The sequence below is a fragment of the Paraburkholderia sp. BL27I4N3 genome (assembly GCF_003386115.1).
GTDB lineage: Bacteria > Pseudomonadota > Gammaproteobacteria > Burkholderiales > Burkholderiaceae > Paraburkholderia.
In genome coordinates this window covers 3,699,223-3,723,797 of the sequence record NZ_QREJ01000001.1, presented here as the reverse complement: position 1 = coordinate 3,723,797, position 24,575 = coordinate 3,699,223, and the positions used below count along the sequence as shown (strand labels likewise).

Genomic DNA, 24,575 nt, shown 5'->3' with positions numbered 1-24,575 from the left:
GGCGGGGTGCCGGCAGCCGGGCCGCCCAGAAGGTGGCTCGCAAGGCGGTCGGCAAAGCGCCGGGCGGAACGCCGGCTCGCAGGCCGGACCGGAGGCAGTGCGCCGCTTTGGCAAACGGCGGCGCGTTCGTCAGGGATGGGCGCCCCTAGCGCTCGCGGTAGTCGTGCCATTGAGCTAAAATTTTCCCTCATGCTAGATCCTCGCGCACAAACCCTCCTCAAAACGCTGATCGAGCGCTACATCGCCGAAGGTCAGCCGGTCGGCTCGCGCACGTTGTCGCGCTATTCGGGCCTCGAACTTAGTCCCGCAACGATCCGCAACGTGATGTCCGACCTCGAGGACCTGGGGCTCGTGATCAGTCCGCATACTTCCGCGGGCCGCATTCCCACACCGCGTGGTTACCGCCTGTTCGTGGACACCATGCTCACCGTGGAGTCCGCCGCGGACGAAGAAGCCGTGACGCGTACCGTCAAGACTACGCTGCAGGCAGGCGAACCGCAGAAAATCGTTGCGGCGGCGGCCAGCGTGCTGTCCAACCTGTCGCAGTTCGCCGGGGTGGTGCTCACGCCGCGGCGCAGCCACGTGTTCAAGCAGATCGAGTTCATGCGTTTGTCGGACAAGCGCATTCTGCTGATCATCGTGACGCCCGAAGGCGACGTGCAGAACCGCATCATGGCGACTCAGCGCGACTTCTCGCCCTCGCAACTGGTCGAAGCCTCCAACTACATCAACGCGCACTTCGCGGGCCTTTCGTTCGACGACGTGCGGCGCCGCCTGCGCGAAGAAATCGACGCACTGCGCGGCGACATGACCACGCTGATGCACGCCGCCGTCACGGCCAGCACGGACGAATCGGACACGGGCGAAACCGTGCTGATTTCCGGCGAGCGCAATCTGCTCGAAGTGGCCGACCTTTCGTCGGACATGGCGCGCTTGCGCAAGCTGTTCGATGTGTTCGATCAAAAAACCAGTCTCCTTCAGTTGCTCGACGTGTCGAGTCACGCGGCGGGCGTGCAGATTTTCATCGGCGGCGAGTCGAATCTCGTGCCGATCGAGGAAATGAGCGTGGTGACCGCGCCGTACGAGGTGAACGGCAAGATCGTCGGCACGCTCGGCGTGATCGGGCCGACCCGCATGGCCTACAACCGCGTGATCCCGATTGTGGATATCACCGCGCGCCTGCTTTCGCTGACACTCAGCCAGCAGTAGGCGGCTTCGACTCCCGGCTGCGGTAGCGCTTGGTTCCTGCTCCTGCCGCAAATGATGCGTGACGGCGCGCGGCTTGCCAATTGGCCGAATGGCCAGGGGTGTGCGGCGGACCAGTGCATGAACCGCGCCGCTATAATGAATCCCACCTCAACCGACTCTCCGCCAACACCGGTGCCTTGCTGCCTATGCGCTTCGACCTCGAGCGGCCCTCACAGAACGCCAGTTCACACCGTGTCGCCGTGCTGCTGATCAATCTCGGCACGCCCGACGCGCCGACGCCGCGCGCGGTACGCCGCTATCTCGCGCAGTTTCTGTCCGATCCGCGCGTAGTCGAAATTCCGGCGCTGCTCTGGCAGATCATTTTGCGGTTGCTGATTTTGCCGATTCGGGGCGTCGCCTCCGCCAAGAAGTACGCTGCGGTGTGGATGCCGGAGGGCTCGCCGCTGCGCGTTCATACGGAAAAGCAGGCGGAAGGCCTGCGCCATCTGTTGCAACTGAATGACTACACAGTGCTGGTCGACTACGCGATGCGCTATGGCACACCGGGTATCCCGGCCATGCTGAACCAGCTCAAGCTGGCGGGCGCCGAGCGCGTACTGTTGATGCCCATGTATCCGCAGTACTCGTCCTCGACCACCGCCACCGCGTTCGACGACGCCTTTTCGGCGCTCAAGCGCATGCGCAATCAGCCGGAAATCCGCACGGTGCGCCAGTACGCCGATCATCCGGCCTACATTGCGGCGCTTGCCGCCCAGGTGCATCACTACTGGCATCAGCACGGCCGGCCGGATTTCGCCGCGGGCGACAAGCTGGTGCTGAGTTTCCACGGGGTGCCCAAGCGCACGCTGGATCTCGGCGACCCTTACCACGAGCAATGTCAGCAAACCGGCGCGCTGCTGATGCAGGCGCTCGAACTGACGCAGGTGGAATGCCGGATCACGTTCCAGTCGCGTTTCGGCAAGGCCGAATGGTTGCAGCCGTACACGGCGCCCACGTTGAAGGAACTGGGTGCGGCGGGCGTGCGGCGCGCCGACGTGTTCTGTCCGGGCTTCACGGCCGATTGCCTTGAAACCATTGAGGAAATCGGCATGGAAGTGCGCGACGAATTCCTCCATGCGGGCGGCAAGGATTTTCATCGGATTCCCTGCCTCAATGCCTCGCAGGCGTGGATCGCCGCACTGGGCGAAATCGTTGCGCAGAACCTGCAGGGCTGGCCGGTTCAGGCGTTGCCGGTGCCACATACGACAGGAGCTTGACCCGGCTCATGAACTACAGGATTGCAACTGACCCGGGCGCGAAGTTGCGCATCGACAAATGGCTCTGGGCGGCGCGCTTCTTCAAGACGCGCTCGCTCGCGGCGGACGCCGTCGAAAAAGGGCATGTGCGGATTGGCGGCGCCAGCGTCAAGCCGGCTAAAGATGTGCGGGTCGGCGACCTGGTCGAGATCGAGATCGAGCGGATTGTGTGGCAGGTGGAGGTGCTGGGCGTGTGCGACGTGCGCGGCCCGGCGAGCGTCGCGCAAACGCTTTATGCGGAAACCGAAGAGAGCAAGGTAAAGCGGCAGGTCGAACAGGAGCGGCGCAAGACGTATCGCGAGCCGGCGGCCGCATTGCACGGCCGGCCGACCAAACGCGACAGACGCACTATCGACAAACTTTCAGGTGGGGGTTGAACAGCTGTTCCATGGTCGCGTGCACACCGCCGTATTCGGTAGTGTGGTCGTTGACAGCCCCGGACATGCAGATGGTCGTGGTGCCCGCAATCAGAACCAATGCGACCACCGAGATTGCAAAGGTCAGTTTCACGGTACTCCCCTCGGGAAGGTTCAGGATAAAGACGGGCGAATCGGGTGGGAATTGCAATATATCGGAAAGGCTTGTGTCAGATTAGGGTTAACGCGTCTTTTCCGATGCTTTAATGGAGCATAGGCCACTTGCCGATCGCACTCAATCTCAATCTGATTGCGCAGCAAAAATGGTTGTAACCGGGCATTTCCACCACCCATCCCTGGTGCGAAAAGATCAGGGAGAACCGCTTGAAATGGCTGTTCCCGGCCTCATCTGCCGTTTTGATTTGCGGTGACTCGCGAAGTTGTCTGTCGCGATTTTGCAACGCACAAACCACGCCAGGTTGGATGTGTTGCCTGCCACCGCTGGCTTTTACCTCGCTTTCACCCATTTAACGACTTTCAGCGACATGGAAAACACGCAAGAGAACCCGACGAGCCAGAATCCCACGCCCGCCGACGAAACCGCGCGCCAGGCCGCCGAGGCCGCAGCACCCCAGCAGGAAGCGGCGGCCAACGCCGCGACCGATTCGCCGGTCAACGCAGAGCAGACGGCCCTGGCCGAAGCTGAAGCGAAGATCGCCGAGTTGCAGGAGAGTTTTCTGCGGGCCAAGGCTGAGACCGAAAACGTCCGCCGCCGCGCTCAGGAAGACGTCGCCAAGGCGCACAAGTTTGCTATCGAGAGTTTCGCTGAGCATCTGCTGCCGGTGATCGACAGTCTCGAGGCAGCGGTCGCCCACTCGTCCGACGATCTGCAGAAGGTGCGCGAAGGCGTCGAACTCACGCTGCGTCAGCTCACCGGCGCGCTCGAGAAGGGCCGCGTCGTCGCCCTGAATCCGGTTGGCGAGAAGTTCGACCCGCACCGTCATCAGGCCATTTCCATGGTGCCGGCCGAGCAGGAGCCGAACACCGTGGTGGCCGTGCTGCAGAAGGGCTTCGTGATTGCCGATCGCGTACTGCGTCCGGCGCTCGTGACCGTCGCCGCACCGAAGTAAGCGCCAGAAGGCGAGGCAAGTTGTCTCGTCCGGCAGGTGGCCGCCATGGCTGACCTTCCCGTCGACGCTGCCGCGCTCGGCCTCTAGGGGAACCACAGCAACGTTGACGGGTATCCCGGACCGGGCCGGCGCTTCATCGTGCAGTGCTTGCCCACGGGGTTCTTCTACCGCGGCAAGCGGCCCAGTTGGTGAGGCCTCAAGTCAAGGCTTAAGGAATTCGCAGTCGCGTTTCGCGGCCACACCAGAGAAGATTCGGGCGGGCAAAACGGCCGACGCCACGAGCGTCGCTCAGGCCGATGGAACAAATTCGGGCAAAAGTTCGCCCGATTGAAAAAAATTAAAGACCGCATCGTAAAAGAGGTCTTGAAAACGATGCGGACGCACTTATGTTGAGTGCAGGTATGAATTGAGAGCGGATCGCCTTACCGCCAGCAGGGCAAACAAGGCGATTCCCGCAGCGATCAAAGTTAGGAGATTGGAAAACATGGGCAAAATCATCGGCATCGACCTCGGCACGACCAACTCGTGTGTGGCGATCATGGAAGGCAATTCGGTCAAGGTGATCGAGAACTCGGAAGGCGCGCGCACCACGCCGTCGATCATCGCTTACATGGAAGACGGCGAGATTCTCGTCGGCGCGCCTGCGAAGCGTCAGTCGGTCACGAACCCGAAGAACACGCTGTACGCGGTCAAGCGCCTGATCGGCCGCCGCTTCGAAGAAAAAGAAGTTCAGAAAGACATCGCGCTGATGCCGTACAAGATCATGAAAGCCGATAACGGCGACGCATGGATCGAAGTGCGCGATCAGAAGCTCGCGCCGCCGCAAATCTCGGCGGAAACGCTGCGCAAGATGAAGAAGACCGCTGAAGATTATCTCGGCGAGCCGGTCACCGAAGCCGTGATCACGGTTCCCGCGTACTTCAACGACAGCCAGCGTCAGGCTACCAAAGATGCGGGCCGCATCGCCGGTCTGGAAGTGAAGCGCATCATCAACGAACCGACCGCAGCCGCTCTGGCATTCGGTCTGGACAAGGCCGAAAAGGGCGACCGCAAGATCGCGGTGTATGACCTGGGCGGCGGTACGTTCGACGTGTCGATCATTGAAATCGCTGACGTCGACGGTGAAATGCAGTTCGAAGTGCTCTCCACGAACGGCGATACGTTCCTGGGCGGCGAAGACTTCGACCAGCGCATCATCGATTACATCATTGCCGAGTTCAAGAAGGAACAAGGCGTCGATCTGTCGAAAGACGTGCTCGCGCTGCAACGCCTGAAGGAATCGGCTGAAAAGGCGAAGATCGAACTGTCGTCGAGCCAGCAAACCGAAATCAACCTGCCGTACATCACGGCCGACGCGTCGGGTCCGAAGCACTTGAACCTGAAAATCACGCGCGCCAAGCTGGAAGCGCTGGTTGAAGAACTGATCGAACGCACGATCGAGCCGTGCCGCGTGGCGATCAAGGACGCGGGCGTGAAGGTCGGCGAAATCGACGACGTGATTCTGGTTGGCGGTATGACCCGCATGCCGAAGGTGCAGGAAAAGGTCAAGGAGTTCTTCGGCAAGGATCCGCGCCGTGACGTGAACCCGGACGAAGCCGTGGCCGTGGGCGCCGCGATTCAAGGTCAGGTTCTGTCGGGCGACCGTAAAGACGTTCTGCTGCTCGACGTGACCCCGCTGTCGCTCGGCATCGAAACGCTCGGCGGCGTGATGACGAAGATGATCAACAAGAACACCACGATCCCGACCAAGCACGCACAGGTCTACTCGACGGCTGACGACAATCAGGGCGCCGTGACGATCAAGGTGTTCCAGGGCGAACGCGAAATGGCGGCCGGCAACAAGCTGCTGGGCGAGTTCAATCTGGAAGGCATTCCGCCGGCACCGCGCGGCACGCCGCAGATCGAAGTGAGCTTCGACATCGACGCGAACGGCATTCTGCACGTCGGCGCGAAAGACAAGGCGACCGGCAAGGAAAACCGTATCACGATCAAGGCGAACTCGGGTCTGTCCGAAGCCGAAATCGAGAAGATGGTGAAGGACGCCGAAGCGAACGCTGAAGAAGATCACAAACTGCGTGAACTGGCCGATGCCCGCAACCAGGGCGACGCGCTGGTCCACAGCACGAAGAAGGCGCTCACCGAATACGGCGACAAGCTGGAAGCTGCCGAGAAGGAAAAGATCGAAGCCGCGCTGAAGGACCTCGAAGAAACGCTGAAGAGCGGTTCGAGCGACAAGGCCGCGATCGAAGCCAAGATCGAAGTGGTTGCCACCGCCTCGCAGAAGATGGGCGAGAAGATGTACGCAGACATGCAGGCTGCGCAAGGCGCGGAAGCGGCTGCAGCGGGCGCGGCAGGCGCGGGTGCAACGGCTGGTGGCGCAAGCCAGCAGCAGGACGACGTGGTCGACGCCGAGTTCAAGGAAGTCAAGAAAGACTAAAGCCAGGTCGTCTTTCGACCGTAAAGCCGCACACAGCCTTGTGTGCGGCCCGGCTGCACCGAGACTGCGCCTGCATTGTCAAACGGCGGGACAGCAAACGTGCAAGAGCGGTTATCTCGCCTGGCGAGCCTTTTAGGCTCTCCGGGCACATTTGTTTTATGGAGGGCGTTGTTTTGAGCCGCATTCAGGCGGCGTGAAACAGCGGCCGGACGAGTCGTGAGACTCCAGCATTCAAGAGGAGCCACCGTGCGCATTGCGCGAGTGGCGTTGAACCGATATGGCGAAACGGGATTACTACGAGGTTCTGGGCGTCGCAAAGAACGCGAGCGACGACGAAATCAAGAAGGCTTATCGCAAGCTGGCGATGAAGCACCACCCCGACCGCAATCCGGGCAACAAGGATGCGGAAGGGCATTTCAAAGAGGTGAAGGAGGCCTATGAAATGCTCTCGGACTCGCAAAAGCGTGCCGCGTACGATCAGTACGGCCACGCGGGCGTCGATCCGAACATGGGCGGTGCCGGGGCGCAAGGCTTCGGCGGTTTTGCCGACGCATTCGGCGATATTTTCGGCGACATCTTCGGCCAGGCGGCCGGTGGCGCCGCACGCGGCGGCGGCGGCCGCGCCGGTCCGCAGGTGTATCGCGGCGCCGACTTGCGCTACAGCATGGAAATCACGCTGGAGCAGGCCGCACACGGTTACGACACGCAGATTCGCGTGCCGAGCTGGGTCTCGTGCGAAATCTGCCATGGTTCGGGCGCCAAACCCGGCACCAAGCCGGAAACCTGCCCGACCTGCAGCGGTTCGGGTTCGGTGCGGATGTCGCAAGGCTTTTTCAGCATTCAGCAAACCTGCCCGAAGTGTCACGGCACCGGCACCTACATTCCTGACCCGTGCGCGCACTGCCACGGCGCGGGCAAGGTGAAGGAAACCAAGACGCTGGAAGTGAAGATCCCGGCAGGTATCGACGACGGCATGCGGATCCGTTCCGCCGGCAACGGCGAGCCGGGTATCAACGGCGGTCCGTCGGGCGATCTGTACGTCGAGATCCACATCAAGCAGCACTCGGTGTTCGAGCGCGACGGCGACGATCTGCATTGCCAGATGCCGATTCCGTTCACCACTGCGGCGCTCGGCGGCGAAATCGAAGTGCCGACGCTCGCGGGCCGCGCCAGCTTTACCGTGCCGGAAGGCACGCAGTCGGGCAAGACGTTCCGTCTGCGTGGCAAGGGCATCAAGGGGCTGCGTTCGAGCATTGCCGGCGATCTGTACGTGCACGTGCAAGTCGAAACGCCGGTCAAACTCACCGAGCCGCAACGCGATCTGCTCAAGCAGTTCGAAAAGGCGCTGGTCGAGGGCGGCTCGCGGCATAGCCCGCAAAGCAAGAGCTGGTTCGACCGGGTGAAGAGCTTCTTCGATTAACGGCGGTTTGAAGTTGGCGGTAGGTATGACGGCAGATGAGCGCGGCGCGGTTTTCGCGTTGCTCGACGATTGCGACGCCACGGCGGCGCGCCGTTCGAGTCGTCTGTACACGGGTTTTGTGCATGAACGCGTATGTGCGAACGCCGCACAGCTCGAAGCCGTGTGCGAAACCGTGGCCGCGCAGACGCAGCGTGGTTTGCATGCCGTCGTGCTCGCCGACTATGAGTTCGGCCGGCATCTTCTCGACTCGGAAGCACACCGGTCTCTGAAAACGCAGCGTGGCGATGCCACGCTGCGTTTTTTATTGTTCGAACGTTGCGAGAAGCTCAGTCGTGAAGAGGTCGACGCATGGCTCATGGCGCGCGATGAAGGCGCGGCCGAGCCGTCGGTGGCGGGTACGGCCAACGTGCGCGCAAGCGTCGACCCCGAGCAGTTCAACGCTGCGATCGACGCGATTCACGCGGCCCTGCGCGCCGGCGATTCCTATCAGGTCAACTACACGTATCGGCTCGGCTTCGATGTATTCGGCTCGCCGGCCGCGCTCTATCGGCGGTTGAGGGCGCGTCAGCCGGTGCCGTTTGGCGCGCTGATCTCGCTGCCTGACGACCGGTGGGTGCTGTCGTGCTCACCGGAACTCTTCATCGAAAAGCACGGCGCGATGTTGCGTGCGCGGCCGATGAAAGGCACCGCCCCGCGCTCGGACGATCCCACGGCGGACCGGCGCGCTGCGGAATTCCTCGGCAACGATCCGAAGAATCGCGCCGAAAACGTGATGATCGTCGATCTGTTGCGCAATGATCTGTCGCGGGTGGCGCAAACGGGTTCGGTCAAGGTGCCGGCGCTATTCTCGGTCGAACCGTATGCGTCGGTGTGGCAAATGACCTCGACGGTGGAGGCGACGCTCAAGCCCGCCACGTCGTTCGCCCAGACGTTGCGCGCACTGTTCCCCTGCGGCTCGATCACCGGCGCGCCGAAGCATCGTACGATGCAGTTGATCGATGAACTCGAGAGCACGCCGCGCGGGCTCTATACCGGCGCGATTGGTTGGCTGGACGCGCCTTCAGCCGCTACCAGCAAAACTGACGCAGCCGCGTCTCATGCAAACCAGTCCGACTGCGGCGACTTCTGCCTGTCCGTCGCGATTCGCACGCTGACGTTGAGCCCGTCGGAGCAAACCAGTCAACTGGAAGGAAAGATGGGCGTCGGCGCGGGCATCGTGCTCGACAGCGTCGCCGCCGACGAATACGCGGAGTGCCAATTGAAGGCCAGCTTTCTGACCGGCGCCGAGCCGGGCTTCGAGCTATTCGAAACGATGTATGCGACGCGCGAAGAGGGCGTTCGGCATCTGTCGCGCCATCTCGCGCGACTCTCGTCGAGCGCCGCGACACTCGGCTTCAAACTCGACGACACAAACGTCATTAGCGCGGAGATCGCGGCGAAGTGCGCGTCGCTACCCGCGCGCACACCGCATCGCATGCGGCTCGCGCTGAGCAAGAACGGCACGATCCAGATCACGGCCGCGGTGTTGACGCCGTTAGCCGGATCGACCGTCGGCGTGCTGCTCGGACCCGATCACGGATTCTCGACAACCGATGCCGCCGACCCGCTGCTGCTCCACAAAACCACGCGCCGCGCCGACTACGATCGCGGCTGGCGCGAAGCTGAAGCAGCGGGCGCATTCGACACGTTGTTCTTCAACACGCAAGGCGAGCTGACCGAAGGTGGCCGCTCGAATGTGTTTGTGAAACTGGCTGGACGCTGGTGGACGCCGTCGCTTGCGTCGGGCGTGCTGCCCGGCGTGATGCGCGGCGTTCTGCTCGATGACGCTTCGGAGCTACAGGCGGGCGAACGTGTACTGACCCGAACCGATCTGCAAAATGCCGAAGCGCTAATGGTGTGCAATGCACTGCGAGGCGCAATGCCGGCGCGAATCGTGGACTGATAAAGGCGAGAGCGCGAAGCCGCTAACGGCGACAAACAGAACGCGACGTAGGGTCGCGGGCCGCGCCTCAACTATGAAATACACGCAACAACCGAGACATCAAGACGTTCAACCGCGCATGCCAAGCGGATTCGCGCACGTCATGCGGCGCGGTGGCGTGGTCGCGGATTTCCGCGACGTCGATCAGACAAAAAGGGCTCATGGTGGTCTCTCCTCGGCTCACGGTCAGGCCGCATAAACAAGAAGACGAAGATAGACCACCGGCTTTGCATGCGATATCGGAGAGGTCTCAAAACGGGCACGAAGATGCCCGTTCTACCGCATCCTCTATCGCTTGAAACTCAGAAAGTATGCTCCGGCCCGGGAAACGAACCATCCTTCACCGCCGCCACATACGCTTCCACAGCCGCCAGAATACTCGGCTGCCCTTGCATGAAATCCTTCACGAAGCGCGGCCGTTTGCCGGGGAAAATGCCCAGCATGTCGTGCAGCACCAGCACCTGACCCGAGCAGTCCAGGCCCGCGCCGATGCCGATCGTCGGAATACGCAATTGCTTCGTGACGTCGCTTGCGAGCAGTGTCGGAATCGCTTCCATCACGATCAATTGCGCGCCGGCCTGCTGCACGGCGAGCGAGTCGCGCATCAACTGGGTGGCGCCCGCTTCGGTTTTGCCCTGCACCTTGAAGCCGCCGAACGCATGCACGGATTGCGGCGTCAGACCGACGTGCGCGCACACGGGAATCGAGCGCTCCACCAGAAAGCGCACCGTGTCCGCGAGCCATTCGCCGCCCTCGAGTTTCACCATCTGTGCGCCGGCGCGCATCAACTCCACCGAGCTTCTGAACGCGTCTTCCCGCGTGCCGTAGGAGCCGAACGGCAAGTCGGCCACGATCAGCGCCGCGGGCCGCGCGCGCGCCACGCTAGCCGTGTGGTACGCGATGTCGGCGAGCGCCACGGGCAGCGTGGTGGTCTGGCCTTGCAGCACATTGCCGAGCGAATCGCCGATCAACAGCACGTCGACGCCCGCACGATCCAGCAGCGCGGCGAAGCTCGCGTCGTAGCAGGTGAGCATGGCGATTTTTTCGCCGGCATCGCGCATTGCCTGCAGTTTCGGCACGGTGACGGCGTTCCGGCTCGCTTCCTGCAAATAGGTCATGGGGTCAATCCGTTGAGAAAAGAGAGGTGGCCGCGCCGCTTACAGCGACGTGCCTTTGACAAAGAATTCCTTGCGGCCGCGCATGGTTTCGATGCGTTCGGCGAGTAGCGCAAGGTCCGCGTCCGAGTCGAGCGGATTCAGATGTTCGGCGTTGACCGTCAGCACCGGCGTGCGGTCGTAGTGATAGAAAAACTCGTTGTACGCGTCGCACAGGGCGTGCAGGTACGCGTCGGAAATCTGCAGTTCCATGGGCACCGCGCGCTTCTGGATGCGCGCGAACAGCACTTCCGGGCTCGCCTGCAGATAGACCACGAAGTCTGGAGCCGGCGCGCTGACATCGATCCGCGCAGCGAGCGCGCGATACAACTGCCACTCGTCTTCCTGCAGCGTCAGACGCGCGAAGATATCGTTCTTCTGCGTCATGAAATCGGCGACCAGCGGCGTGCCCGATACGTGCGCCGCGCTCACGTCCTGAGCTTGCTGCGCGCGCTGCAAGGCGAAGTGCAATTGCGTGGGCAAAGCGTACCGCGCGGTGTCGCGATAAAAGCGTTCGAGAAAGGGATTGTCCTGCGGCCGTTCGAACAGTTCCTGCATCGACCAGCGTTGCGCGAGGCGCCGTGCGAGGGAGGTCTTGCCGACGCCGATCGGCCCTTCGATCGCGAGATAGCCGAACGGAGGCCGCAGTTGCGGCGCGGTGACGGTGAGCGGCGTTGAATTCATTCGCAACGGCCTTTAGGAGCGGTGCTCTTGCCTGCGGCCAATGCATTGAGCATGGGACATTGGCAAGGCCCTTTCACTTTCTCGATGTGCTGATCGCTCACACGGCTGAGCAGCGCTTCCGCGCGGCCGTGTTGCGGGATCACGAGTGCGGGATCGATCTCGACGAGCGGCACCAGCGCGAAAGCGCGTTCGATCAAACGCGGGTGCGGCACGATCAGATCGGCTTCGTCGATCGATTGATCGCCGAATAGCAGGATGTCCAGATCGAGCGTGCGCGGTGCATTGCGAAACGGCCGCTCGCGGCCGAACTGATGCTCGATCTTGTGACAGAGCGCAAGCAGATGCCGTACGGGGAGCGTCGTCTCGATCTGCACGACGCAGTTGAAATAATCGTCGCCGCCCGCGTCGATCGGGGCAGTGCGATACAGGCTCGACTTGGCGAGCACGGTGATGGTGTGCTGTTGTGCGAGGCACACCACCGCGTCTTTCAGGGTCTGGCGCGCGTCCCCGAGATTCGCGCCGAGGCCGAGATAAGCAACCGTCATGGCATAACTTCCTGCAACTATCGTTCGACGGCAACGGCGAACGGTATATCAGTCTTCGTGCGAGCCGTCATGGCCTGCGTCGTCGGCTGTACGTTCGGCTGGCGTGCCGCCCTCCAATCCGTCCCCCGGCTTGCGGTTTCTACCGCTACTGCTGCGCCGCCGTCGTTTTCTGGGGCTTCGGTCCTTCCCGCCTTGCGTGAGCAATGCCTCACGCGCGGCGATGTCTCCTTCTATGAACTCCGTCCACCACGCACCGACCGACTCATCGAGTTCGCCCGATTCGCAGCGCAACAGGAGGAAATCATACCCCGCTCTAAATCTTTGGTGTTCCAGCAGCTTCAGCGCACTTCTTCCCGAGCGTTTTTCGAGGCGCAGCTGCAGGCCCCAGATCTCGCGCATATCCGACGAGAAGCGCTTGTGGATCGCGAGTTTCTCCGTTTGCATGTCGAGGACGTCGTCCATCGCGCGATGCAGTGCGGGGACCGGATATTCGCCGTTCGCTTCAAATTTCTGCCAGCGCTGCTGTACGTCGTGCCACAACAGCGTAGCGAACAGGAAGCCCGGCGAAACCGGCTTGCCGGCGCGCACGCGGGCATCCGTATTGTTTAGCGCGAGCGTGATGAATTTTTCGCCGATGGGCTGCTCCAGCACCACGTCGAGCAAGGGCAGCAGGCCGTGATGCAGGCCTTCCTGGCGCAGGCGTTTCAAGCATGCGAGCGCATGGCCCGACAGCATCAGCTTGAGCATCTCGTCGAACAGACGCGCGGCGGGCACGTTGTTGATCAGATCGGCCATGTTGGCGATCGGCTCGCGGGTGCTGTCCTCGATCTCGAAGTCGAGCTTCGCGGCAAAACGCACCACGCGCAGCATGCGCACCGGATCTTCACGATAACGCGTGGCCGGGTCGCCGATCATGCGCAACAGACGCGCGCGCATGTCGGCCATGCCGTTGTGATAGTCCAGCACGGTTTGCGTGGCCGGATCGTAGTACATCGCGTTGATCGTGAAGTCGCGGCGCGTGGCGTCTTCGTGCTGCTCGCCCCACACGTTGTCGCGCAGCACGCGGCCGCTTGCGTCCACCGCGTGGGTGCGGCGGTCGAGCTCGTCGCGCTTCAGGCGGCGCGCCGGAGGCGCGTCGGCCGCGGGCGGATCGACCAGTGCGCGGAATGTCGACGTCTCGATGATTTCCTGACCGAACTGCACGTGCACGATCTGAAACCGCCGGCCGATGATGCGCGCGCGGCGGAACAGCTTTTGCACCTGTTCGGGCGTGGCGTCCGTGGCGACGTCGAAGTCTTTCGGCTTGATGCCGAGCAGCAGATCGCGCACCGCGCCGCCGACGATGAACGCGCGGTGCCCCGCCTGTTGCAGACCTTCGGTCACGCGAATCGCGTTTCTCGAGATCAGCGCCTGGTCGATGCCATGCACGTCGTGCGGAATGATGACCGGTACGTCCGGATCGCGCACGGTTTTCACGGGCGCGGCGGAGCGAGCGGGCTTGCGGCGCGCTTTACTCGCGCTCGACGTTGTGCGCGCCGGTGCGCTGCCGGTTTCGTCTGCTTCGGCTTCGGCGGGCAGGCTCTCGTCAGCGGGCGCTGAATCCTGGCCGAATAGTTTGCGGATAAATTTTTTGATCACGAGGGTTGGAAGAGTTCGAGGATGCGCCAGCCTTTGGCCTGCGCATGGGCGCGCAATGTGTCGTCGGGATTCGTAGCGATTGGGTCGGTGACTTTTTCGAGCAGCGGAATGTCGTTGTGCGAGTCGCTATAGAAAAAGCTGTGCTCGAAGTCGCTCCACGTCTTGCCGAGCGAGGCGAGCCACGCTTCGGTGCGCACGATCTTGCCTTCCTTGTAGCTGGGCGTGCCGGTGGGGCGGCCGGTGTATGGCGAATGCCGCTCGCCGTCGACGGTTTCCGCTTCGCAGGCGATCAGCGCGTCGACGCCGAATGCCTGAGCGATCGGGCGGGTGATGAATTCGTTGGTGGCGGTCACCACGCAGCACAGGTCGCCGGCTTCGCGGTGCTGCTTCACCAGTTCCAGCGCGACGGGAAAAATGGCCGGCTTGATGACTTCGTGCATGTACTGCGCGTGAAAGTCGGCGAGTTGCGCGCGCGTGTACTTCGACAGCGGCGTGAGCATCGCGATCAGATAGGCGTGAATGTCGAGCTTGCCGGCTTTGTAGTCGGCGAAAAAGCGGTCGTTTTCACGGGCGAAATTTTCGGCGTCGACCATGCCGTGTTTCACCATGAAGCGGCCCCATTCGTGGTCGCTGTCGGTGGGGATGAGCGTGTGGTCGAGATCGAAGAGTGCGAGGTTAGCCATGGGGGCCTATTTTACTTGAAGCGGCGGACGACGCGGATGAGGCCGCCGAGCTCGGCCCGCCGCGCCGTTCTTCGACGTCGGGCGAAGCGAGCATGGTACGCAATAGCGGCAGCGTGACCGCGCGTTTCTGTTCGAGCGAGAAGCGGTCGAGCGCGTCGAGCAGCGCCATCAAACTGGGCATGTCGCGCCGAAAATGCGTGAGCAGGTAGGCCGGCACGTCGTCGGCCAGCATGATGCCGCGCTCGCGCGCCGCGTGCTTGAGTACCGCGGCCTTGCCTTCGTCCGGCAGCGGCGCGAGATGGAACACGAGGCCCCAGCCGAGGCGCGTGCGCAAATCCTCGCGCACCGTCATGCCGATCGGCGGCGCGTTGCCCGCGGCGACCAATGCGCTGGTGGGATGCGCGCGCACTTCGTTGAACAGGTTGAAGACAGCGATCTGCTGCGCGGCCGAAAGGCCGTCGCAATCGTCGATCGCATAGAGCGCGACGCGCGGGTCGAAGCTGAACGCGGCGAGGCTGCTTTGCGGACCGGCGAAACGCGCGTGCCCCGACGACGCTTCGTGCACGAGCGCCTGCAACAGGTGCGTGCGGCCGCTGCCGGACTCGCCCCACAGGTAGAACGTGCGATCGGCGACCGGGCCGGCTGCGAGCGCGTTTTCGAGCTCGCGCAGGCGCGTGACCAGCTCGGCGTTGGCGCCGGCGAAGAAATTGTCGAATGTCGATGGCGGCGGGGTGCCGAGATCGAGCGTCAGTTGACGAAGCACAGTAGGTGAATGCCGAAAAGGAGGCTTGGGCCGCAAATGGCCGTATGACGGGCCGAAATAGTCAAGGATCAGTCAGTTGTTATAAAGCGTGCTCGTCAGATAGCTTTGCCGCAACTCGCGCACGGCGACCGACAGAATCGCGCTGACCGGCAACGCCAGCAATACACCGAAAAAGCCGAACAGCTGCCCGAACGCGAGCAACGCGAAAATCACCGCGAGCGGGTGCAGTCCGATCCGTTCGCCCACCAGCCGCGGCGTGAGAAAAAAGCTCTCCAGGATCTGGCCGACGCCGTAAATCAGCGCGACCGCGCCGAAGCCGTACCAGTCGCCGAATTGCAGCAGTGCCGCGAGCAGCGCCAGTGCAAGGCCGGTTGCAAAACCGATGTACGGGATGAACACCGCGAGTCCCGTAAAAATACCGACCGGCAACGCGATCTCGAAGCGCGCGATAGTCAGCGCCACCGCGTAAAACACCGCCAGCACGCCCATCACGAGTAACTGGCCACGCAGGTATTGCGACAGCATCTGGTCCATGTCACGCGCCAGTTGCAGCGTCTTGTCGAGCCAGCGGCGCGGCACGACAACCTGCGCACGCGCGAGCATGCGGTTCCAGTCGTACAGCAGATAGAACAGCACGAGCGGCACCAGCACCACGTTGCCGACCACCGTCATCATCAGGTTGCTGCTTGTGCGGATGTAGGTCCACGCGTAAACCGCAACGGTTTGCGCGCTGCCTTCCAGTTGCCCCATGACGAGATCGCGCAGACTGGCGAAATCGAGCGAATCGGCGAGTCCCAGCATGGCCAGCTTGGGTTGCAGCCAGGCGTTCACGTGTGCAAAGAATACAGGCACCTGTTGTTTGAGTTGCGGCGCTTCTTTCTGGATGACCGCCAGAACCAGCAGCACGAGCAGCGTCATCACGAGCGTGAACAGCAGCATCATCAGCAAGGCGGCCAGACCGCGCGGCACGCGCCGCCGCACCATCCACGCCACGCCAGGCTGCAGAATGTACGCGAGAATCGCGCCGAGCAGAAATGGCGTGAGAACCGGACTCAGCAGCCAGAGCAAAATGCCGACGCCGAGCGCGATAGCCAGCCAGATAAAGGCGCGGCGCTGAACAGGCGTCAGTATCGAAGAGTTCTCTTGCAAGGTTTGTTTCCCAGGTGTCGTCGCGACCGGATCATTGAGGGTGATGCAAATTCCAGCCAGTCGGCCGGCAACTCTGTATGGGGCCGGAGTAAGCGCTGAAGCGCCAACTCTGGGCCGGCATCGGGTAAAATCGCATTTTACCGACCTTCGAGCTCTTCCCCATGAATCAACCGAAATCCGCCCCGAATTCAACTGATTCGGCCCAAGGTCTGTCGTATCGCGACGCCGGCGTGGACATCGACGCGGGCGACGCCCTGGTCGACGCGATCAAGCCATTTGCCAAAAAGACGATGCGCGACGGCGTGCTGGGCGGCATCGGCGGGTTCGGCGCGCTGTTCGAAGTGCCGAAGAAATACAAGGAGCCGGTGCTGGTGTCCGGCACCGACGGCGTCGGCACCAAGCTGCGTCTCGCGTTTCAACTGAACAAACACGACACCGTCGGCCAGGATCTGGTGGCGATGAGCGTGAACGACATTCTCGTTCAAGGTGCCGAGCCGCTGTTCTTCCTCGACTATTTCGCCTGCGGCAAGCTGGACGTCGGCACGGCGGCGACGGTCGTGAAGGGTATCGCGCACGGCTGCGAACTGTCGGGCTGCGCGCTGATCGGCGGCGAGACGGCGGAAATGCCGGGCATGTATCCCGACGGCGAGTACGATCTGGCCGGTTTCGCGGTCGGCGCGGTTGAAAAGAGCAAGATTATCGACGGCAGCACCATTGCCCCCGGAGACGTGGTGCTGGGCCTGGCTTCGAGCGGCATCCATTCGAATGGGTTTTCGCTGGTGCGCAAGATCATCGAGCGCGCGCAGCCGGATCTGAACGCGGATTTCGACGGCCGTTCGCTCGCCGACGCGTTGATGGCGCCCACGCATATTTATGTGAAGCCGCTGCTGGCGCTGATGCAGCAGATCGCCGTCAAGGGCATGGCGCACATCACGGGTGGCGGACTGGTCGAGAACATTCCCCGCGTGTTGCGTGAAGGCCTGACGGCTGAACTGGATCACCGTGGCTGGCCGTTGCCGCCGCTGTTCTCGTGGCTGCAAAAGCACGGCGGCGTGGCGGATGCGGAAATGCATCGCGTGTTCAACTGCGGTATCGGTATGGCGGTGGTTGTATCGGCTGCTGATGCCGATGCGGCAATCGGTCTGCTGTCGGCTGCCGGCGAGCAAGTCTGGAAGATTGGCGTGATTCGCGAAAGCGCCGCTGGTGAAGCTCAGACGGTCGTGGTCTAAAAGGCTTGTGCGACCGCGCGGCGTGGGACTAGCTGGCGCCGCGCGGTTCAAGGCTTTCACGAATCAAAGTTTCAAAGCAACGTTTCAATCGCTTCAAGCACCCGCGCCGTCGCGTGCGGATCGCAGCAATCCACCACCACCCGCTCTGGCATGCTTCGCAGCCATGTGAGCTGTCGCTTGCACAACTGGCGCGTCGCGAAGACGCCTTTGTCGCGCATGGTCGAATAGTCGATGGCGCCATCCAGATACTCCCAGACTTGCCGGTAGCCCACGCAACGCATGGACGGCATCTCGGGCAATAAGTCGCCGCGCTCGCGCAACTTCACCACTTCATCGACGAAACCGCCGGCTAGCATCGCATCGAAGCGCTTCTCAATGCGCGCATGCAGCACGCTGCGATCGGACGGCTCCAGTGCAATCGGCACGAAGCGCCACGCGGCCGCGGCGTCGTCCTGTGGGGCGGGTGCGGCCAGTAAAGCGGACATGGCCTGTCCTGTCAGCATGAAAATTTCGAGCGCACGCTGAATCCGTTGCGAATCGTTCGGCGCCAGCCGCGCGGCCGTCTCAGGATCGATCACGGCAAGCCGTGCATGCAGGGCGGGCCAGCCTTCGCGCGCGGCCTCGGCGTCGAGCGTGGCGCGCACATCCGCGTCGGCGGTGGGCAGATCGTTGAGCCCTTGCGTGAGTGCCTTGTAGTACAGCATGGTCCCGCCGACCAGCAACGGCAGCCGCCCGCGCGCGTGAATCTCGCCGGTCAGCCGTAAAGTGTCGGCGCGAAACTGCGCGGCGGAATAGGCGTCGGTGGGATCGATGATATCGATCAGATGATGCGGCGCCGCCGCGCGTTCTTCAGCGGTCGGCTTGGCCGTGCCGATATCCATCTCGCGATAGACCAGCGCCGAATCGACACTGATGATTTCCACCGGGCGCCGCGCGGCGAGCGCCAGCGCGGCAGCCGTTTTGCCGGATGCGGTCGGGCCCAGCAGACACGGCACGACCGTGGGTGTGCGCGACGTCATGTGCGCGGTCATGGGCAAGCGGTTGCGCGTCGAAATGGCGTCACGTCATTGACCACGCATGAACAGCCGATCGAGATCCGACAGCGTCAACTGATACCACGTGGGACGCCCGTGATTGCATTGATCGGCGCGCTCGGTGGCTTCCATCTGACGCAGCAGCGCGTTCATTTCATCGAGCGTCAAACGACGATTCGCGCGCACCGCGTGATGGCAGGCGAGCGTGCCGAGCATCTCGTGCTGACGTTCGGTCAACACGCGCGAGCCGCCGAACGCGTGCAGGTCGGCGAGAACCGCGCGCGCCAGCGCCTGCAGATCGGCGTCTTTCAGCAGCGCCGGCACGGCGCGGATCGCGAGCGTAGTGGGCGACAGCACGGCGAGGTCGAAACCGAGCGCATCGAGCGTCTCGCGTTCTTCTTCCACGGTGCCGATTTCGATCGGGTCCGCCTGCATCGATTGCGGGATCAGCAGTGGCTGCACGGCAATCGTGCGATCGGCCAGCGCGTTCTTGAACTGCTCGTACAGAATGCGTTCGTGCGCGGCGTGCATGTCGACGATCACCAGGCCGTGCGCGTTCTGCGCCAGCACATAGATGCCATGAATCTGGCCGAGGGCGAAGCCGAGCGGCTGCTCATCGGCGGCGTGGAACGTAGGCGCCGGATAAGGCGCGGACGCGTTGTACGGCGATGGCGATTCGCCGGCCGAATCGCGCGCCTCGAACAGCGTGGCGCCTTCAGCCGTACCGGCGTTGGTGTCTTTGCGGCCGAAGAGCGCGTCGTAAAACGCGAGCGGTTGCGCGACCGGCAGCGTGCCCTGCGTCATGCGCGCCTGGCGCGTCCACGTGTTGCCTGGCTGCTGCGACGACGAGCCGAAGCCGCCGCCCGATGCGCCACCCAAGCCGCCCACGCGGTTGCCCGCACCGAAAGCGACGCCGCCGATGCCCGCGCCACCCAACGGCGTCGCGCCAAACGAAGCCGGTCCGCCAACGGAAGGCTCGAGATGTGCCGCATGCCCGCCCGCCGTCGTTTCCGGCGATGCGCCCGCATGCCGCGCCAGCGCGCGCTGCACGGCGTGGAAGACGAACTGGTGGATCGAACGCGAATCGCGGAATCGCACTTCGATCTTCGACGGATGCACGTTCACGTCGACCGCTTCAGGCGGCAGATCGAGGAACAGCACATAGGATGGATAGCGCTCGCCGTGCAGGACATCTTCATAAGCGGCGCGCACGGCGTGCGTGAGCAGCTTGTCGCGCACAAAGCGGCCGTTGACGAAGAAATACTGCTGATCGGCGCGCCCGCGGCTCGCGGTCGGCAAACCCGCGCAACCGTACACGGCCAGCGGTCCGGCGGATTCGTCGAGCGGCAAATGGGCTGTCGCGAACGTTTCGCCGAGAATCTTCGCGACCCGCACCGGCGGCTCGCTGGCGTTCCAGTGCTCGACCGCCTTGCCGTTATGCAGCACCGAAATCGCGACATCCGGCCGCGCCAGCGCCGCGCGGCGAATCTGTTCGAGACAATGGCCGAGTTCGGTCTGCTCGCTCTTCAGAAACTTGCGGCGTGCCGGCGTGTTGAAGTACAACTCGCGGACTTCGATTGTGGTGCCCTGAGTGCCGGCTGCGGGGCTCAGCACGCCGGTTTCCGCATCCACCCGCACCGCGTGCGCCGCGTCGGCCGTGCGGCTCGTGATGGTCATCTGCGCGACCGACGCAATCGAGGCCAGCGCCTCGCCGCGAAACCCCAGCGTGGCGACCGCTTCCAGTTCGGCAAGCGAGCGGATTTTGCTGGTGGCGTGGCGCATCAGCGCGAGCACGAGTTCGTTCTCGGGGATGCCGCAGCCGTCGTCGGTGATCGAGATGCGCTTGACGCCGCCTTCGTCGAGCAGAATGCGCAGCGATTGCGCGCCCGCATCGAGGGCATTTTCCAGCAGTTCCTTGACGACCGAAGCCGGCCGCTCCACCACTTCGCCGGCGGCGATCTGGCTGATCAACTGATCGGGAAGCGGCTGGATCGCGCGTAACGGGCGTGGGGTGGGCGCGGCGGCGGAAATCGCGGCCGCGGCATCGAGGCCGGCAGGCGTTTCGGAGAATTCGGACATGGCGAAATTATAGCGATTCGGCGCGGCAAGCCCGCAACGCGCGCAAGCACACTCACGCGGGGGAGATTTTTAATTGTGGCCGGGCACTTTCTGTATCATGACGCGGTCAATTTCCGGCGGCGAGTGAGCGCTGGCCGCCATCGCTAACAGGCCTGGTCACACGGCTGTTTATTGCCATCGTCATATTCGCTTCATAAAGGATTCTCTTTGGACACGTTGCTACATTTCGTCAACCTTGTCTTGCACATCGACAAGTTCCTCGGAGACTTCATTCATGTCTACGGCGCCTGGGTCTACGCAGTGCTGTTTCTGATCGTGTTCTGCGAAACCGGGCTCGTGATCCTGCCGTTTCTGCCGGGTGATTCGCTGCTGTTCATCGGCGGCGCTTTTTGCGCGACCGGGGAGATGAACATTGGGTTGCTGATCGTGCTGCTGCTCGTGGCGGCCATTGCGGGCAATACCGTCAACTACATGATCGGACGAGCCATCGGGCCGCGGGTTTTCAATTCGCACATTCCGTTTCTCGAACGCTTTCTCGATCGCAGCGCGCTGCAGAAGACGCACAACTTCTACGAGAAGCATGGCGGCAAAACCATCGTGCTGGCGCGTTTCATTCCGGTGGTGCGGACCTTCGCGCCGTTTGTCGCGGGTGCATCGGAAATGACCGTGAGCCGGTTCCAGTTGTTCAACTTTGCCGGCGCATTCTTCTGGGTGTTGCTGCTGACGTTGCTCGGCTACTTCTTCGGCAACATTCCGTTTATCCGTCAGTATCTGAATGTGATCGTGCTGGTGGGTATCGGCGCGGCGATCGTGCCCGTCCTGCTCGGGGCGTTGTGGAAGATGATGCGCAAGAACACGTCGAATGCGAGTAACCGCTGAGGTTTTCACGCTAGAGGTATCCAGATGAAAAGCGGCGTCGCGAATTTCGTGACGCCGTTTTTTTTGGTGCTTGTGAATCTCGTCAATATAACGATTGGACGCGAGCCATTCACGCGACTCGACGATGCTCAGGTCACCGCACGCGGCGCCAGCGGCGTTTCCGGCGTCGGGTAGCCGGCTTCCTTGAACGTCTGGATGATCGCGCGATTGGTGTCGAAATAGACCTGCCAATAGTGCTCGTTGTTCGTGTAGGGCCGCACACAAAGCAGGGGGCCTTCCGGCGTGAAGGTCAATACTTCGATGTCCGGCGCGGGACTCTCGGCCACGTTCGGAATCTGCGTGACGGCCGCCTTCAACCGGTTCATCGCGTCCGTCGGATCGACGCCGTTGGCGATCTTCGCCGTCAACTCGACGCGCCGCACCGGGAGAATGCTGTAGTTCGAGATGGTGTCGGAAAAGATCTTGTTATTGCCGACAATGGTTGTCACGTTGTCCGGCGTCACGATGGTCGTGCCGAATAGACCCAACTCCGAAACCGTGCCGGTGACGCCGCCCGCCGTGACGAAATCGCCGACCTTGAACGGACGCAAAACCTGCATGAATACGCCCGCCGCGAAGTGGGCGAGCAGACCGCCCCAGGCAGTGCCGATCGCGAGACCGAGGCCGGCGAGCAGCGCGGCGAACGACGTCGTCTGGACACCGAACACCTGCAGGATCGCCAAGATCAGCAGCAGGTTCAGCAGTGCGCCCAGAATCGAGCCGAGATAATGCGCCAGCGTGGGATCGACCCGGCCGTTGCGCGCGAGCACTTTGCGCAGTAGTCCGATAATCAGACCGATGAGCCACCGGCCGACGATCCAAAGGACGATTGCTCCGACAACCTTGGTGCCGAGGTCGATGCCTCGGGTCATGATGAACACGCGTACGGTTTCGAGATCCAAGATGTTCCTCGTTGGGTGAGTTGCCTTCGACTGATTGAACTGCGGTGGTGCAATACAGCGGCAAATGCCCGGCGACGGGCGCAAACGGTAACTCAGGTAACACTCGGTCTTCGGACGTTATAGGCGACGGCGCGGGCATCCGCAAGGACCGTTCCAGTGGCTCATATGGCGTGTCAGGCGGGAAAGGCAGTCACTTCGGCGGACGCGCTTGAAGCGATGACGCTTGTCGTGCCTACATCGGCAGATTCGATTTCGAATACGGTGAAGTGTGGATGACGAGCGGCTTGTCGACGCTGACTTTCGCGCGGCGGGCAGCGCGACGCCAGGTGAGAGCCGCGATGATCGCGAGCAGGTATGCGCCGCTGCGCTCGAAAAACGCAGTCGATGTGCTGAACTGACCGTAGCGGCTCTGCGAATCGGCGAACACTAAAAAGGTCAGCGCGGCATCGAGCAGGAATGCGGCCGATGCCAGCGCGGCGAATATATGCGAGCCATTGAGTGACGCACCTGGGGCGAAGCGGTTGCACAGGTGACAGACGGCCAGCACGAAGGTAAGCAGAGCCAGGTTCGAGAACAGATCGAACAGAAAATTAGTCATATGGGTGAAATGAAAGCGCAGGGGGCTGCGGCGTTGCCAAAGCGTCTGCTCACGCAGAGTCGCAGCGTGTTTCGCTCGACCGGCGGCGATCATTGCACGTCTTTATGTCTCAATAAATGTTCAGTTCGGAGTCCGTTGTTTCCTGTCTGTGGCAATAGCGTTGGCGCGGGAAAACGCCGGTCGTGTTGTGAGAAATGGTGGTGAGTGTTGCGGGAAAAGTCCGCAGTTAGATCGGTGAATATATGTAGCTGTGTTATGAATTTTGCGAGCGGTCTTGCGGGATTGCATTGCGCAATCCGAGCCGCAAAAAGAAAAGGGCTCGCACGCTAATGCGTGCAAGCCCTTGAATCTTTTGGTAGGCCGTACGGGATTCGAACCTGTGACCAACGGATTAAAAGTCCGCTGCTCTACCAGCTGAGCTAACGACCCAAAAGAGAAGCGAAATTATAGCGATAGCTTCGGCGCGCTGTCAACCCATCGCACCGATCCGCATTTCAAATAGTGAAAAGCCCGGGCAGACCGCCCGGGCTTTTCAGCGAGAGGCGCGCGTGGCTATGGCGTCGGTCACTGCGCGTTACTGCTAACTACTCGAGCAATACTACACAACTACTTGATCTGCGACAGCTTGCTCTGTGCCGACTGCGCGACGTCGGAGCCGCCGTATTGCGCGACGATCTGCTCCAGCGTCTTCTTGGCCGCAGCCTTCTGACCTTGCTCGAGCTGATTGTTAGCAATGGCCAGCAGCGCTTCCGGCGCCCGCGGATGCTGCGGATATTTCTGCACCACACCCTGCCAGGTTGCCGTCGAACCCTTGTAGTCGCGCAGTGCATACAGCGCGTTGCCGAGCCAGTACTGCGCGGTCGGCTGGTATGGGCTGTTCGGGAACTTGGAGATGAAAGCGCGGAACGATGCCGCCGCATTCTTGAAGTCGCCGTTGCGGAATTGCTGTGAAGCCGCGTTGAACGAATCGGTCTCACCCGGCTGCACCTCGCCCTGGACGCCGTCCACCGTCTGCTGCTGCGGCTCGAATTTCTTCAGGCGCGTGTCCAGATCGGTGTAGTAGTCCTTCTGCTGCTTCTGCACGGTGGCGAGCTGGTTGGCCATATCCTCGTTCTGCCCACGCAGCGTCGCGACCTGCTGATTCAACTGGTCGAGACGGTTGGACTGATCGAGGATGGTGCGCTGCGCGGCCGACAACTGACTCGACAGGCTATCGGTCTTCGAACGCAGATCGAGAATAGCCTGACGGGCCTGGTCGTCGTCGAAGATGCCTGCATGCGCGGGCACGGCCGCGAAGGCCGTGCCCGCGACGCAGGCCGCTGCGGCAAAGCGCAGCCAGGAGAAACGATGCGTCATTCGGCTCATCACCCG

Annotated in this window: 21 protein-coding genes and 1 tRNA gene; 9 read left to right on the top strand and 13 right to left on the bottom strand. The window is 62.4% G+C overall.

Annotated elements, in window-relative coordinates:
* Nucleotides 1–189 precede the first annotated feature (189 nt).
* The 7 genes from hrcA (at nucleotide 190) to pabB (ending at nucleotide 9,789) form a co-directional block, all read left to right on the top strand.
* Nucleotides 190–1,209 (top strand): heat-inducible transcriptional repressor HrcA, encoded by a 1,020-nt coding sequence (gene hrcA / locus B0G71_RS16820; protein WP_012431792.1) that lies wholly within the window; start codon nucleotides 190–192, stop codon nucleotides 1,207–1,209.
* A 185-nt stretch (nucleotides 1,210–1,394) separates the two neighbouring features.
* Nucleotides 1,395–2,465, top strand: coding sequence for a ferrochelatase (hemH, locus tag B0G71_RS16815; protein WP_116148676.1), 1,071 nt, complete (start codon nucleotides 1,395–1,397; stop codon nucleotides 2,463–2,465).
* 8 nt (nucleotides 2,466–2,473) lie between these two features.
* Nucleotides 2,474–2,881 (top strand): RNA-binding S4 domain-containing protein, encoded by a 408-nt coding sequence (locus B0G71_RS16810; protein WP_116142839.1) that lies wholly within the window; start codon nucleotides 2,474–2,476, stop codon nucleotides 2,879–2,881.
* A 524-nt stretch (nucleotides 2,882–3,405) separates the two neighbouring features.
* On the top strand, nucleotides 3,406–3,990 hold the full coding sequence (grpE, locus tag B0G71_RS16805) for a nucleotide exchange factor GrpE (RefSeq protein WP_106284490.1): 585 nt from the start codon (nucleotides 3,406–3,408) through the stop codon (nucleotides 3,988–3,990).
* 484 nt (nucleotides 3,991–4,474) lie between these two features.
* Nucleotides 4,475–6,427 carry a molecular chaperone DnaK gene (gene dnaK, locus B0G71_RS16800; protein ID WP_106284489.1) on the top strand — a complete coding sequence of 651 codons (1,953 nt, stop codon included), beginning with the start codon at nucleotides 4,475–4,477 and terminating at the stop codon, nucleotides 6,425–6,427.
* 277 nt (nucleotides 6,428–6,704) lie between these two features.
* Nucleotides 6,705–7,847: a molecular chaperone DnaJ gene (gene dnaJ / locus B0G71_RS16795; protein ID WP_106284488.1), complete on the top strand. Its 1,143-nt coding sequence runs from the start codon at nucleotides 6,705–6,707 to the stop codon at nucleotides 7,845–7,847.
* 25 nt (nucleotides 7,848–7,872) lie between these two features.
* Nucleotides 7,873–9,789 (top strand): aminodeoxychorismate synthase component I, encoded by a 1,917-nt coding sequence (pabB, locus tag B0G71_RS16790; RefSeq protein WP_116142837.1) that lies wholly within the window; start codon nucleotides 7,873–7,875, stop codon nucleotides 9,787–9,789.
* A 341-nt stretch (nucleotides 9,790–10,130) separates the two neighbouring features.
* Here the strand turns inward: pabB and panB are convergent, their stop codons facing one another.
* The 7 genes from panB to B0G71_RS16755 form a co-directional block, all read right to left on the bottom strand.
* Entirely contained in the window at nucleotides 10,131–10,946 is an 816-nt protein-coding gene (gene panB / locus B0G71_RS16785) for a 3-methyl-2-oxobutanoate hydroxymethyltransferase (RefSeq protein WP_106284486.1), read from the bottom strand.
* 39 nt (nucleotides 10,947–10,985) lie between these two features.
* Nucleotides 10,986–11,666, bottom strand: coding sequence for a deoxynucleoside kinase (locus B0G71_RS16780; protein ID WP_116119017.1), 681 nt, complete (start codon nucleotides 11,664–11,666; stop codon nucleotides 10,986–10,988).
* Nucleotides 11,663–12,211, bottom strand: coding sequence for a 2-amino-4-hydroxy-6-hydroxymethyldihydropteridine diphosphokinase (folK, locus tag B0G71_RS16775; RefSeq protein WP_116142835.1), 549 nt, complete (start codon nucleotides 12,209–12,211; stop codon nucleotides 11,663–11,665). Before folK ends, B0G71_RS16780 begins: the two co-directional genes overlap by 4 nt.
* A gap of 48 nt (nucleotides 12,212–12,259) precedes the next feature.
* Nucleotides 12,260–13,849, bottom strand: coding sequence for a polynucleotide adenylyltransferase PcnB (pcnB, locus tag B0G71_RS16770; protein WP_116119018.1), 1,590 nt, complete (start codon nucleotides 13,847–13,849; stop codon nucleotides 12,260–12,262).
* Nucleotides 13,846–14,532 (bottom strand): HAD family phosphatase, encoded by a 687-nt coding sequence (locus B0G71_RS16765; RefSeq protein WP_116142833.1) that lies wholly within the window; start codon nucleotides 14,530–14,532, stop codon nucleotides 13,846–13,848. The genes pcnB and B0G71_RS16765 overlap by 4 nt, the downstream gene beginning before the upstream one ends.
* Complete coding sequence (gene hda, locus B0G71_RS16760; RefSeq protein ID WP_116142831.1) at nucleotides 14,525–15,295, bottom strand: DnaA regulatory inactivator Hda; 771 nt, start codon at nucleotides 15,293–15,295, stop codon at nucleotides 14,525–14,527. Before hda ends, B0G71_RS16765 begins: the two co-directional genes overlap by 8 nt.
* A gap of 72 nt (nucleotides 15,296–15,367) precedes the next feature.
* Nucleotides 15,368–16,444, bottom strand: coding sequence for an AI-2E family transporter (locus B0G71_RS16755; RefSeq protein WP_106284480.1), 1,077 nt, complete (start codon nucleotides 16,442–16,444; stop codon nucleotides 15,368–15,370).
* A gap of 161 nt (nucleotides 16,445–16,605) precedes the next feature.
* On the opposite strand from B0G71_RS16755, the gene purM reads away from it, so the two are divergent.
* Entirely contained in the window at nucleotides 16,606–17,673 is a 1,068-nt protein-coding gene (gene purM, locus B0G71_RS16750) for a phosphoribosylformylglycinamidine cyclo-ligase (RefSeq protein ID WP_012431808.1), read from the top strand.
* 71 nt (nucleotides 17,674–17,744) lie between these two features.
* Here the strand turns inward: purM and miaA are convergent, their stop codons facing one another.
* Complete coding sequence (gene miaA / locus B0G71_RS16745; protein WP_116148674.1) at nucleotides 17,745–18,692, bottom strand: tRNA (adenosine(37)-N6)-dimethylallyltransferase MiaA; 948 nt, start codon at nucleotides 18,690–18,692, stop codon at nucleotides 17,745–17,747.
* A 45-nt stretch (nucleotides 18,693–18,737) separates the two neighbouring features.
* Complete coding sequence (gene mutL, locus B0G71_RS16740) at nucleotides 18,738–20,786, bottom strand: DNA mismatch repair endonuclease MutL (protein WP_116142829.1); 2,049 nt, start codon at nucleotides 20,784–20,786, stop codon at nucleotides 18,738–18,740.
* A 207-nt stretch (nucleotides 20,787–20,993) separates the two neighbouring features.
* Here mutL and B0G71_RS16735 point away from each other — a divergent pair, with 207 nt between their 5' ends.
* A complete protein-coding gene (locus B0G71_RS16735; RefSeq protein ID WP_116142827.1) occupies nucleotides 20,994–21,665 on the top strand; it encodes a DedA family protein in 672 nt (223 codons plus the stop codon).
* A gap of 128 nt (nucleotides 21,666–21,793) precedes the next feature.
* Here the strand turns inward: B0G71_RS16735 and B0G71_RS16730 are convergent, their stop codons facing one another.
* The 4 genes from B0G71_RS16730 to ybgF all read right to left on the bottom strand — a co-directional run bounded on the left by B0G71_RS16730 (nucleotide 21,794) and on the right by ybgF (nucleotide 24,560).
* Nucleotides 21,794–22,606, bottom strand: coding sequence for a mechanosensitive ion channel family protein (locus B0G71_RS16730; protein WP_106284477.1), 813 nt, complete (start codon nucleotides 22,604–22,606; stop codon nucleotides 21,794–21,796).
* A 232-nt stretch (nucleotides 22,607–22,838) separates the two neighbouring features.
* Nucleotides 22,839–23,297, bottom strand: coding sequence for a hypothetical protein (locus tag B0G71_RS16725; protein WP_309546259.1), 459 nt, complete (start codon nucleotides 23,295–23,297; stop codon nucleotides 22,839–22,841).
* 260 nt (nucleotides 23,298–23,557) lie between these two features.
* Nucleotides 23,558–23,633 (bottom strand) — tRNA-Lys (locus B0G71_RS16720).
* Between the two features lie 177 nt (nucleotides 23,634–23,810).
* Nucleotides 23,811–24,560 (bottom strand): tol-pal system protein YbgF, encoded by a 750-nt coding sequence (ybgF, locus tag B0G71_RS16715; protein WP_106284476.1) that lies wholly within the window; start codon nucleotides 24,558–24,560, stop codon nucleotides 23,811–23,813.
* Nucleotides 24,561–24,575 lie beyond the last annotated feature (15 nt).

What these genes read in the sequence shown, in the direction of transcription:
- hrcA (WP_012431792.1), top strand. Translation starts at nt 190, where the DNA reads ATGCTAGATCCTCGCGCACAAACCCTCCTCAAAACGCTGATCGAGCGC.
- hemH (WP_116148676.1), top strand. Translation starts at nt 1,395, where the DNA reads ATGCGCTTCGACCTCGAGCGGCCCTCACAGAACGCCAGTTCACACCGT.
- B0G71_RS16810 (WP_116142839.1), top strand. Translation starts at nt 2,474, where the DNA reads ATGAACTACAGGATTGCAACTGACCCGGGCGCGAAGTTGCGCATCGAC.
- grpE (WP_106284490.1), top strand. Translation starts at nt 3,406, where the DNA reads ATGGAAAACACGCAAGAGAACCCGACGAGCCAGAATCCCACGCCCGCC.
- dnaK (WP_106284489.1), top strand. Translation starts at nt 4,475, where the DNA reads ATGGGCAAAATCATCGGCATCGACCTCGGCACGACCAACTCGTGTGTG.
- dnaJ (WP_106284488.1), top strand. Translation starts at nt 6,705, where the DNA reads ATGGCGAAACGGGATTACTACGAGGTTCTGGGCGTCGCAAAGAACGCG.
- pabB (WP_116142837.1), top strand. Translation starts at nt 7,873, where the DNA reads ATGACGGCAGATGAGCGCGGCGCGGTTTTCGCGTTGCTCGACGATTGC.
- panB (WP_106284486.1), bottom strand. Translation starts at nt 10,946, where the DNA reads ATGACCTATTTGCAGGAAGCGAGCCGGAACGCCGTCACCGTGCCGAAA.
- B0G71_RS16780 (WP_116119017.1), bottom strand. Translation starts at nt 11,666, where the DNA reads ATGAATTCAACGCCGCTCACCGTCACCGCGCCGCAACTGCGGCCTCCG.
- folK (WP_116142835.1), bottom strand. Translation starts at nt 12,211, where the DNA reads ATGACGGTTGCTTATCTCGGCCTCGGCGCGAATCTCGGGGACGCGCGC.
- B0G71_RS16765 (WP_116142833.1), bottom strand. Translation starts at nt 14,532, where the DNA reads ATGGCTAACCTCGCACTCTTCGATCTCGACCACACGCTCATCCCCACC.
- purM (WP_012431808.1), top strand. Translation starts at nt 16,606, where the DNA reads ATGAATCAACCGAAATCCGCCCCGAATTCAACTGATTCGGCCCAAGGT.
- miaA (WP_116148674.1), bottom strand. Translation starts at nt 18,692, where the DNA reads ATGACGTCGCGCACACCCACGGTCGTGCCGTGTCTGCTGGGCCCGACC.
- mutL (WP_116142829.1), bottom strand. Translation starts at nt 20,786, where the DNA reads ATGTCCGAATTCTCCGAAACGCCTGCCGGCCTCGATGCCGCGGCCGCG.
- B0G71_RS16725 (WP_309546259.1), bottom strand. Translation starts at nt 23,297, where the DNA reads ATGATCGCCGCCGGTCGAGCGAAACACGCTGCGACTCTGCGTGAGCAG.
- ybgF (WP_106284476.1), bottom strand. Translation starts at nt 24,560, where the DNA reads ATGACGCATCGTTTCTCCTGGCTGCGCTTTGCCGCAGCGGCCTGCGTC.